7 protein-coding genes and 2 pseudogenes are annotated in these 10,378 nt (G+C 65.4%); 4 read left to right on the top strand and 5 right to left on the bottom strand.

The window, feature by feature from the left end:
- Positions 1 to 137 precede the first annotated feature (137 nt).
- The 3 genes from ccoM to ACIP0B_RS26880 all read right to left on the bottom strand — a co-directional run bounded on the left by ccoM (position 138) and on the right by ACIP0B_RS26880 (position 1,042).
- On the bottom strand, positions 138 to 254 hold the full coding sequence (gene ccoM / locus ACIP0B_RS26890; RefSeq protein WP_302471303.1) for a cytochrome c oxidase subunit CcoM: 117 nt from the start codon (positions 252 to 254) through the stop codon (positions 138 to 140).
- Between the two features lie 147 nt (positions 255 to 401).
- Entirely contained in the window at positions 402 to 563 is a 162-nt protein-coding gene (locus ACIP0B_RS26885; protein ID WP_008016476.1) for a hypothetical protein, read from the bottom strand.
- A gap of 137 nt (positions 564 to 700) precedes the next feature.
- Positions 701 to 1,042 carry an aspartate-semialdehyde dehydrogenase gene (locus ACIP0B_RS26880; protein ID WP_085581675.1) on the bottom strand — a complete coding sequence of 114 codons (342 nt, stop codon included), beginning with the start codon at positions 1,040 to 1,042 and terminating at the stop codon, positions 701 to 703.
- A 241-nt stretch (positions 1,043 to 1,283) separates the two neighbouring features.
- Here ACIP0B_RS26880 and rapA point away from each other — a divergent pair.
- A pseudogene (rapA, locus tag ACIP0B_RS26875) lies at positions 1,284 to 4,128 on the top strand (RNA polymerase-associated protein RapA).
- Between the two features lie 145 nt (positions 4,129 to 4,273).
- Here the strand turns inward: rapA and ACIP0B_RS26870 are convergent.
- Positions 4,274 to 5,623 carry a spinster family MFS transporter gene (locus ACIP0B_RS26870; RefSeq protein ID WP_400837877.1) on the bottom strand — a complete coding sequence of 450 codons (1,350 nt, stop codon included), beginning with the start codon at positions 5,621 to 5,623 and terminating at the stop codon, positions 4,274 to 4,276.
- 301 nt (positions 5,624 to 5,924) lie between these two features.
- On the opposite strand from ACIP0B_RS26870, the gene ACIP0B_RS26865 reads away from it, so the two are divergent.
- Together ACIP0B_RS26865 and ACIP0B_RS26860 are read left to right on the top strand one after the other, a co-directional pair.
- Positions 5,925 to 6,293 carry a YkgJ family cysteine cluster protein gene (locus ACIP0B_RS26865; protein ID WP_085581668.1) on the top strand — a complete coding sequence of 123 codons (369 nt, stop codon included), beginning with the start codon at positions 5,925 to 5,927 and terminating at the stop codon, positions 6,291 to 6,293.
- A 159-nt stretch (positions 6,294 to 6,452) separates the two neighbouring features.
- On the top strand, positions 6,453 to 8,735 hold the full coding sequence (locus ACIP0B_RS26860) for a putative bifunctional diguanylate cyclase/phosphodiesterase (protein ID WP_400837873.1): 2,283 nt from the start codon (positions 6,453 to 6,455) through the stop codon (positions 8,733 to 8,735).
- Here the strand turns inward: ACIP0B_RS26860 and ACIP0B_RS26855 are convergent.
- A complete protein-coding gene (locus tag ACIP0B_RS26855; protein ID WP_400837870.1) occupies positions 8,626 to 9,522 on the bottom strand; it encodes an NAD(P)-dependent oxidoreductase in 897 nt (298 codons plus the stop codon). The two genes, ACIP0B_RS26860 and ACIP0B_RS26855, sit on opposite strands and share 110 nt — an antisense overlap.
- A gap of 196 nt (positions 9,523 to 9,718) precedes the next feature.
- Here ACIP0B_RS26855 and ACIP0B_RS26850 point away from each other — a divergent pair.
- A pseudogene (locus tag ACIP0B_RS26850) lies at positions 9,719 to 10,378 on the top strand (hypothetical protein); the annotation flags it as partial.

Below are 10,378 nucleotides of genomic sequence, written 5' to 3'. Positions count from 1 at the left end.
AACGGATATGCCCCCAAAACACCCCACAGCCTGGTCGGCCCAGAGGCCGCCAAGGACACCCCCAAAAAACCGCAGGCAAAAAAAAGGGCAACCGAAGTTGCCCAAAATGCCTTGCGTGCTCATCAATCCAAAAGGACCTACGGTTTTTTGCGTTTATTCGCATCCTTCCAGATAAAAATTCCAAACCCTGCAAAAAACACAACCATGAGGCCAACGGTCAGGACGCCGGCGAACACCACGTTATCGAAAAACATGACACTGGCCTCCTGGCCCCTGCTCTGTTGCGATGGAGCTAAGTTAACCAATCGGGCGGAGGGAGAAATTGACCGGGATCAATGCCGGTCGATGCGCGGGGGAAAGGGAGGGGAATAAATGACCTGCATCAACGGATGCAGGGGAGTTCAACGCTTTTTCGGTTTGTTTTTCGGCTTTTTCTTGGCTTTGCCCAACGGCATCGCTTGCTCGAAAGCCTGGCGCACTTCGTTCAGGCGCTTGTCGTTGAGGTCGTGAACCCGCTTGGCGCGTTCGGCGTTGAGGTCGATCAGCTTGTCGTCTTGGCTCATGGCGCTCGGTGCATCGATGGAAGGAATCGCGACTGCCGCGTCAACGGCAGGATTGCGCCAATAATGCGGCCTGGCGCCGGCGCTGACCAGAGCCCGGGCCACATGGATCTTCGACAATTGATGTACCGCCGGCCGGATCAGATCTCGATGTCGACCCACAGCCCCTGACGCGGCTGGTCTTCCATCAGCGGCACCACCGGCACGGTGTTGTCGGCGTTGAGTTCGGTGCCGGGCACGGCCAGGTGCTCTTCCGGATCCTCGTCCGCCTCGCGCCGGCGGCGGTCGCGCTCCTGCTGGCGGCGCTGTTCTTCGCGCAGCAGCAGGCCGTCCTCTTCCGGATCGCGCTTCTGCAGGTCGATGGTGCTTTCGTTGGAGCTTTCCTGCACCGGCACCACCGGAGGGATGTCCGGCCGCTGGCGGATCGGATCCTGCTGGGAGGTGATCGGCACGGCGCTCAGGGGGAGCATCGGTGGCAGCATATGAAGGGTCTCCTGTCAGCAGGCTATCGGCGGCATCCGGCACGCCTTGAGCCACCGGTCGAAAACTTGTGACCGGATCGACATTGAACAGTGCCGCCGGCGTCCGCGCATCCGATGCATGACCTACGCTTCCCTCAGTTTGCCGCTGGCAGCTAAAAGCCGGGCGCGGCTCCTAATCCTTTGGCCTCGGAGCCTCATTCCGTTAAGATAGCCCGCTTTTTCAAGGTGGGAGTCAGGCAGCATGGCGCAGCAGTATCAACCGGGGCAACGCTGGATCAGTGACAGCGAAGCAGAGCTTGGTTTAGGCACCGTTCTGGCACAGGACGGCCGCTTGTTGACCGTGCTTTACCCGGCCACTGGCGACACCCGCCAGTACGCGCTAAGGAATGCGCCCCTGACCCGCGTGCGCTTCTCGCCGGGCGACACCATCACCCACTTCGAAGGGTGGAAGATGACCGTGCGCGAAGTCGAGGACGCCAACGGCCTGCTCGTCTACCACGGCCTCAACGGGCAGAACGAAGCGGTCACCCTGCCGGAGACCCAGCTGTCGAACTTCATCCAGTTCCGTCTGGCCAGCGACCGCCTGTTCGCCGGGCAGATCGACCCGCTGTCGTGGTTCTCCCTTCGCTACAACACCCTGGAACACACCAGCCGCCAGCTGCAGTCCACCCTTTGGGGCCTGGGCGGCTCCCGGGCGCAACCGATCGCCCATCAGTTGCACATCGCCCGTGAAGTCGCCGACCGCATCGCGCCGCGGGTACTGCTGGCGGACGAAGTGGGCCTGGGCAAGACCATCGAAGCCGGCCTGGTGATCCATCGCCAACTGCTGTCGGGCCGCGCCAACCGCGTGCTGATCCTGGTGCCGGAGAACCTCCAGCACCAGTGGCTGGTGGAGATGCGCCGCCGCTTCAACCTGCAGGTCGCGCTGTTCGACGAAGAGCGCTTCATCGAAAGCGATGCCGCCAACCCGTTCGAGGACACCCAACTGGCGCTGGTCGCGCTGGAATGGCTGGTCGACGACGAAAAGGCCCAGGACGCCCTGTTCGCCGCCGGCTGGGACCTGATGGTGGTCGACGAAGCGCACCACCTGGTCTGGCACGAAGAGAAGGCCAGCCCGGAGTACGCGCTGGTCGAGCAACTGGCCGAGGTGATTCCCGGCGTGCTGCTGCTCACCGCCACCCCGGAGCAACTGGGCCAGGACAGCCACTTCGCCCGTCTGCGCCTGCTCGACCCGAACCGTTTCCACGACCTGGCCGCCTTCCGCGCCGAGAGCGACAACTATCGCCCGGTGGCCGAAGCCGTGCAGGAGCTGCTCGACAAGGGCCGCCTCTCGCCCGCCGCGCACAAGACCATCCATGATTTCCTCGGCGCCGAGGGCGAAGCGCTGCTCGCCGCCGTCAACGACGGCGACAGCGAAGCCAGCGCCCGCCTGGTGCGCGAGCTGCTCGACCGCCACGGCACCGGCCGCGTGCTGTTTCGCAACACCCGCGCCGCCGTGCAGGGGTTCCCGGAGCGCAAGCTGCACCCGTACCCGCTGCCGTGCCCGGACCAATACCTCGAATTGCCGCTGGGCGAGCACGCCGAACTGTACCCGGAAGTCAGCTTCCAGGCCCAGCCGGATGCCGGCGAAGAGGAACGCTGGTGGAAATTCGACCCGCGCGTCGAGTGGCTGATCGACCAGCTGAAGATGCTCAAGCGCACCAAGGTGCTGGTGATCTGCGCCCACGCCGAAACCGCGATGGACCTGGAAGACGCCCTGCGCGTGCGTTCCGGCATCCCGGCCACGGTGTTCCATGAAGGCATGAGCATCCTGGAGCGTGACCGCGCCGCCGCCTACTTCGCCGACGAAGAGTTCGGCGCCCAGGTGCTGATCTGCTCCGAGATCGGCAGCGAAGGCCGCAACTTCCAGTTCTCCCACCACCTGGTGCTGTTCGACCTGCCGTCGCACCCGGACCTGTTGGAACAGCGCATCGGCCGTCTGGACCGGATCGGCCAGAAGCACGTCATCGAGCTGCACGTTCCGTACCTGGAGACCAGCCCGCAGGAGCGCCTGTTCCAGTGGTATCACGAGGCGCTGAACGCGTTCCTCAACACCTGCCCGACCGGCAACGCCCTGCAGCATCAGTTCGGCCCGCGCCTGCTGCCGCTGCTGGAAGAGGCCGACGACGGCCAGTGGCAAGCCCTGATCGACGAGGCGCGCACCGAGCGCCAGCGCCTGGAAGCCGAACTGCACACCGGTCGCGACCGTCTGCTGGAACTCAACTCCGGCGGCGCCGGCGAAGGCGAGGCGCTGGTCGAGGCGATCCTGGAGCAGGACGACCAGTTCACCCTGCCGATCTACATGGAAACCCTGTTCGACGCCTTCGGCATCGACAGAAGACCATTCGGAAAACGCCCTGATCCTCAAGCCGAGCGAGAAGATGCTCGACGCCAGCTTCCCGCTGGGCGACGACGAAGGCGTGACCATCACCTACGACCGCAACCAGGCGCTGTCGCGCGAAGACATGCAGTTCATCACCTGGGAACACCCGATGGTGCAGGGCGGCATGGACCTGGTGTTGTCCGGTTCGATGGGCAATACCGCCGTGGCGCTGATCAAGAACAAGGCGCTCAAGCCGGGCACCGTGCTGCTGGAGCTGCTCTACGTCAGCGAAGTGGTCGCACCGCGCGCCCTGCAGCTGGGCCGCTACCTGCCGCCGGCCGCCCTGCGCTGCCTGCTGGACACCAACGGCAACGATCTGGCCGCACGCGTATCGTTCAACACCCTCAACGACCAGCTGGAAAGCGTGCCCCGCGCCAGCGCCAACAAGTTCATCCAGGCCCAGCGCGACCAGCTGACGCCGCGGATCAACGCCGGTGAAGACAAGATCGCCCCGCGCCACGCCGAGCGCGTGGCCGAGGCCCGCCGCCGTCTGGCGGCGGACACCGACGAAGAACTGGCGCGCCTGACCGCGTTGCAGGCGGTCAACCCGAGCGTGCGCGACAGCGAACTGGTCGCCCTGCGCAAGCAGCGCGAGGAAGGCCTGGCGATGCTGGACAAGGCTGCCCTGCGCCTGGAAGCGATCCGGGTGCTGGTGGCGGGCTGATCCGCCCTGCCCTCCGGCATTGAATGAAAAGGCCCGCAGCGATGCGGGCCTTTTCGTTTGCCTGTTTTTTAAGGCACTGCGGACGGCCGCATCGCCAGCAGGCCGGCTCCCACAGTCTGAAAGGCATTTCAGACTGTTGAAGCGATCACGCCGTCGCCGCCGCAGCCTCCGGCACGGCCACCGCCGCCAGTCCCTCCTTCATCCGCTTGGCATCGCGCACAAAGCACCGCGACGCCAGGAACAGGAACACCATCGTCAGGAACAGCGCCACCGGGATCAGGTACATCGCGTCATGCAGGCCGACGGCCTTGAACGCTTCGCTCATTTCCCCAGCGCCCGCCGCCAGCATCGCCGCCTGCGCGAAGTGATCCGACAGGGCTCCCACCACCACCGGCCCGAGGCCCCCGCCCAACAGGTACAGGCCGGCAAAGAACAGCGCCATCGCCGTGGCCCGCAAGCGCGGTTCGACCACGTCCTGGATCGCCGTGTAGACGCAGGTGTAGAAGTTGTAGGCAAACAGCCAGCCGACGCTGAACACCGCCACGAACACGCCGATCTCGATGCGCCCGGCATGCAGCGCCCAGGCCGTGCACAGGGTCGAGACGATCAGGCTGAACCCGGCGAACAGCAGCCGCCCGTTGGCCACCCGCTGATGGATCTTGTCGGCGACCCAGCCGCCGAGGGTCAGGCCGATGAGCCCGGTGACGCCGACGATCAGCCCGGTGGCTACCGCCGCCTCCTGCAGCGGCAGCAGGAAATAGCGCTGCAGCATCGGCACCAGAAACGAGTTGCAGGCGTAGGTGGCGAAGTTGAAGCACAGCCCGGCCATCATCAGCCACAGGAAGGTCGGCACCGCCAGCACCCGGCGGATCGGCTTGTCGACGACCGCCTGGGACACCTGCACGGTTTCCGCCGCCCCGCGCTTGGGCTCCTTGATGAAAAACATGAACACCGCCAACACCAGCCCCGGCACCGCCGCGATGAAGAACGGCGCGCGCCAGCTGTCGAAGGCCTTGACCATCGCGCCGATGGTGAAGAACGCCAGCAGCAGCCCCAGCGGCAGGCCCAGCATGAAGATGCCCATGGCCCGCGCGCGGCGGTGGGCCGGGAACAGGTCGCCGATCAGCGAGTTGGCGGCCGGCGCGTAGCTGGCCTCGCCGATGCCGATGCCCATGCGCACCAGCAGGAAACTCCAGAAGCTGCCGACCATGCCGTTGACCGCCGTCAGCGCGCTCCAGGCCGCCAGGCCCCAGCCCATCAGCTTGCTGCGCGAACCGGTGTCGGCCATGCGCCCCAGGGGCAGGCCGGCGATGGCGTAGACGATGGTGAAGGCGGTGCCGACGATCCCCAGCTGAAAGTCGCTGAGGTGCCATTCCATGCGGATCGGCTCGATGATGATCGCCGGAATGGTGCGGTCGAAGAAATTGAACAGGTTGGCCAGGAACAGCAGGAACAGAATGCGCCAGGCATTCGCCGCTTGGGTCGAGTGCTGCATGGGTCCGCCTCTTTTATTGTTATGTGGGCTTCACGGCCGACGCGCCTGGGCCCGGAACCTGCAATCTAGTCAGCCGTTCGGCGGATGTCTGTGATCATTCGCCGGCCTGATACCGGGCCATGGCCATGTTACGAATCGTAAGCCCTTGAATTGCCTGGAATCCCCCGAAAACCGGGGCTTTCCCGGCAAAATCCGGCAACGAAAAAATACTTTTGCGCCCCCCTTCCCAAGTCTGCAGCGAAGCCTAGAATAGCCGCCGGATCCGTCCGGATCCTCCCCATCCCTCCTTTGATGCCTGACCATGTCCGAAGCCAGTCCGTGTCTGAATTGCGGTGCCTGCTGTTCCCATTTCCGCGTGTCCTTTTTCTGGGGCGAGTGCGCTTCGGCCGGCGGAACGGTGCCCGATGAACTGGTGACGCAGATCAGTCCCAGCCGGGTGGCGATGAACGGCACCGACTGCAAGTCGCCCCGCTGCACCGCGCTGGTCGGCGAGGTGGGCAGCACGGTGCACTGCTCGATCTACGAGCAGCGCTCCAGCCCTTGCCGGGAGTTCGAGTCGTCCTGGGAAAACGGCGAGCAAAACACCGACTGCGACAAGGCCCGCGCCCGCTTCGGCCTGCCCCCGCTGGAGCCGCACTGGGCACAGACGCCTTATGAACAAAGCGCCTGACGCTTAGTCCCGATCGCTATGACGCTAATGCCGAAATCGTTAGCGCCAATATGCCACTACCGCAAACGCCCCACATTCGGCCTCTATACTCCAGTCATTCGTCTGCGTTCATGACGCGGCCGGAACGCACTCGGGACGCACTCAGAGACGGGGCATGCTATGGAGTGGCTTGGTTTACAGTTCGTTGCCGAGTTGCCGCAGAGCGGGCAGGTCATCCTCAATTGCACACATGACGCCCTGCTGGTGCTGGTGGCCTACCTGGTCGCCTGCGCCGCGAGCTTCGCCACCCTCGACATGGCCGAACGGGTCGGGCATGCCGAAGACCCCGGCTCGCAACGCTTCTGGCGCTGGATCGGCGCGCTGTGCCTGGCCGGCGGCATCTGGGCCATGCACTTCATCGGCATGCTGGCGTTCCAAGCGCCGATCGACATCCAGTACGACCTGCCGGTCACCCTGTTTTCCCTGCTGATCGCGCTCTTCGCCTCGTGGCTGGCCATGCACACCCTGAGCGAGCCGCAACCGAACCTGCTGCAGTACCTCAAGACCGCCGTCGTCATCGGCCTGGGCATCGCCGGCATGCACTACGTCGGCATGGCGGCCATGCGCTCCGCCGCCACCGCCTGGTACGACCCCACGCTGTTCGTGGTATCGATCCTGATCGCCATCGGCGCCAGCTTCGCCGCGCTGTGGGTGGCCGGCAGCCTGCGCGACGGCGGCGGCCTGTATCTGCAACTGCTGAAGTACGCGGCGGCGCTGATCCTCGGCGCCGGCATCCTGAGCATGCACTTCACCGGCATGGCCGCCCTGCGCCTGGTGCTGCCGGAGGACAGCCTGCCGGCGCTGCCGCCCGAATCCGGGCACATGCAGCTGGGCCTCACGGTGGCGCTGATCACCCTGCTGATCCTCGGCAGCGCCATCAGCGCGGCGCTGGCCGACAAGAAGCTGCAGCACAAGGAAAACGACCTGCGCCGGGTCAACACCCTGCTCACCCAGCTCGATCAGGCCCGCGTGTCGCTGCAGCAGGTGGCCAACTACGACGCCCTGACCAACCTGATCAACCGCCGCGGCTTCAACCAGATCTTTGCCGAAAGGCTCAGCCAGAAAACCAAGGAAGGCGGGATGCTGGCGGTGATGTTCCTCGACATCGACCATTTCAAGCGCATCAACGACAGCCTCGGCCACGACGCCGGCGACGAACTGCTCAAAGTCATCGCCCGGCACATCAAGGGGTCGGTGCGCAGCCATGAGGACGTGGTCGCCCGCTTCGGCGGCGACGAGTTCTGCATCCTCATCGGCCTGCGCGACCGCGAGGAGGCGCGCAACCTGGCCCAGCGCATCATGCACAAGATGAAAGAGCCGATCGAGCTCGCCGGGCGCCGGATGGTGATGACCACCAGCATCGGCATCAGCCTGTTCCCGGAGGACGGCACCAGCTGCGAAGAACTGCTCAAGCATGCGGACCTGGCGCTCTACCAGTCCAAGGGCGCCGGGCGCAACGGCCTGCACTTCTTCAACGCCAACCTCAAGAACCGCGCCACCCTGGAACTGCAGCTGGAAGAGGAACTGCGCCTGGCCCTGCGTGAAGAGAACGGCCTGATGCTGCATTACCAGCCGATCTTCGAGCTGCGCAGCGGCCGGGTCACCAAGCTGGAGGCGCTGGTGCGCTGGCAGCATCCGGTGCATGGCCTGCTGACGCCGGACCGTTTCATCGCCATCGCCGAGACCAACGGCCTGATCGCCGAGCTGGACAACTGGGTGCTGCGCAAGGCCTGCGAAGACTTGGGCGAACTGTCCCGCCACGGCTGCGACGAACTGAAGATCGCGTGGAACTGCTCGCCGCTGAACCTGGCGCGGGAGGAACTGGCCGACGAGATCGAAAGCGCCCTGCGCACCGCCGGCGTCTCCCCCGAGCGGCTGGAGCTGGAGGTCACCGAGAACGCCCTGATGGGCAACATCGCCAACACCCTGGTGCTGCTGCGCCAGATCCGCGCCCTCGGCGTGTCGCTGTCGATCGACGATTTCGGCACCGGCTACTCATCGCTGGCCTACCTCAAGCGCCTGCCGCTGAACACCCTGAAGGTCGACCGCTCGTTCATCCTCGACATCCCCAAGGCCACCGCCGACATGGAGATCGTCCAGGCGATCATCGTCATGGCCCACACCCTTCACTTGCAGGTGGTCACCGAAGGCGTGGAAAGCCTGGAGCAGTACGAGTTCCTGGAGCGCTCGGGCTGCGATTTCATCCAGGGCTACCTGCTCAGCCGCCCGGTGCCGCTGAACGAACTGCGCCCGGTGCTGGAGGAAATCGATCAGCGCAAGCACGCCCACACGGTCAATCCGTTGGGTTGGGCGCGCGGTACATCTGCACCAGTGTCGCTGGATCCCGCTGCAAAAAGCCCTGGGCCCCATGCAGGCGCATCAGTTGTGCGGCCAATCCGCTGAGGGGCGTGGCCGAGCCGGTTTCCCGGGAAAACTTCACCGCCGTGTCCAGATCCTTCAGCAGCGTGCGCACGTGCCACTTCACCGGTTCGAAGCGGCTGGCGGCCATCTGCGGGGCGAGGATCTGCAGCGGCTTGGAATCGGCGAACCCGCCGGCCAGGGCTTCGGCGATCAGGCCCGCGTCGACCCCGGCGCTTTCGGCCAGCGCCACCACTTCGGCGATCACCAGGGCATTGCAGGCCACGATCATCTGATTGCAGGCCTTGGTCACCTGGCCTGCGCCGACGCCGCCCATGTGGGTCACGCGCTGGCCCAGGCCCATCAGCACCGGGCGCACCCGCTCAAGGTCCGCCGCCTCGCCGCCGACCATGATCGCCAGGCTGCCGGCCTCGGCGCCGGCCACTCCGCCGGACACCGGCGAATCGAGCCAGCCCATGCCGGTGCGGCCTGCCAGTTCGGCCGCCATCTCGCGGGTGGCGGTGGGTTCCAGGCTGGAGAAGTCCACCAGCAACTGACCGCCCTTCGCGCCTTCGGCGATGCCCGCAGGACCGAACACCACCTCGCGCACCACCGCCGTGTCGGCCAGGCACAGCATCACCACGTCGGCCTGAGCGCACAGTTCGGCGGGGCTGGCCACCTGCCGGGCGCCTGCCTCCACCAGCGGCGCGCACTTGGCTGGGTTGCGGTTCCACACCGTCAGCGGATAGCCCGCGGCCAAGAGCCGCCGGCACATCGGCAAGCCCATCAGGCCGATCCCGGCGAACCCCAACGAAGGTAGCGTTGACATCATTTAGCCTCCTTTTTATTAAAGATCGCCGAATCATGGCCGATCCATCATCAATCAGGAAAGGATTCCCCCGGACGAGACCCAGGCCAACGGCCCGGAATCCGGGCCAAACACGCGCAGCAAACAGACGCGAGATTCCATTCCGTGAGGTTCGGCGACAGCGGTCGCCGGGCCAACCAGTCCAGGTAAATGGCGCCCAATGACTTCCAAGAACAATCCGGCCACTGCGGTATCCGATCTGACCCTGAGCCCGGCGGCGAACAGCCCGTCGCCATCGCCGTCGAAGCCATTGCCACCCTCGCGTCCGCTGGGCACCCAGCAATACCTGTACTTCACCGAAACCAACACCGACCGCATCCTCGACAACCTCGACGGCCTGCGCGACCTGGTGTTCCCGCGCCCGCCGCACCTGGAAGGCGACAACGAACAGCACAACGACCAGGAATTCCCGTCGGTGTGCCTGATCGGCCTGGGCCGCTGCGGCTCCAACATCGCCCTGGACGTGGCGGAGCTGGTGTACAACGCGCGCAAGTTCTACCTCAACGAATTCAACAATGAAGACCGCTCCTCCGAGCGGCGCCTGGCGGACAAGGGCTACAGCCCGGCCCAGTGGATCCGCACCAACCTGCGGATCGGCCCGAACAAGGCCAGCAAACCGGTGTTCCTGGTCGAGCCGCTGGTGATGCTCGGCGACCTGGACAAGGACATCGCCGGCCGCATCCGCTTCTCGCGCAAGGGCGAGAAGACCGGGTTCCTGCGCGACTACAGCAAGATGAAGATCATGGACCTGTCCGAAGTCCATGCCGGCGGCTGGCGGACAAGGGCTACAGCCCGGCCCAGTGGATCCGCACCAACCTGC

The sequence above is a fragment of the Pseudomonas sp. NPDC089534 genome (genome assembly GCF_044749305.1).
In the GTDB taxonomy this organism is placed as follows: Bacteria; Pseudomonadota; Gammaproteobacteria; order Pseudomonadales; family Pseudomonadaceae; genus Aquipseudomonas; species Aquipseudomonas ekonensis.
This window is presented reverse-complemented; position numbering and strand designations above follow the sequence as displayed.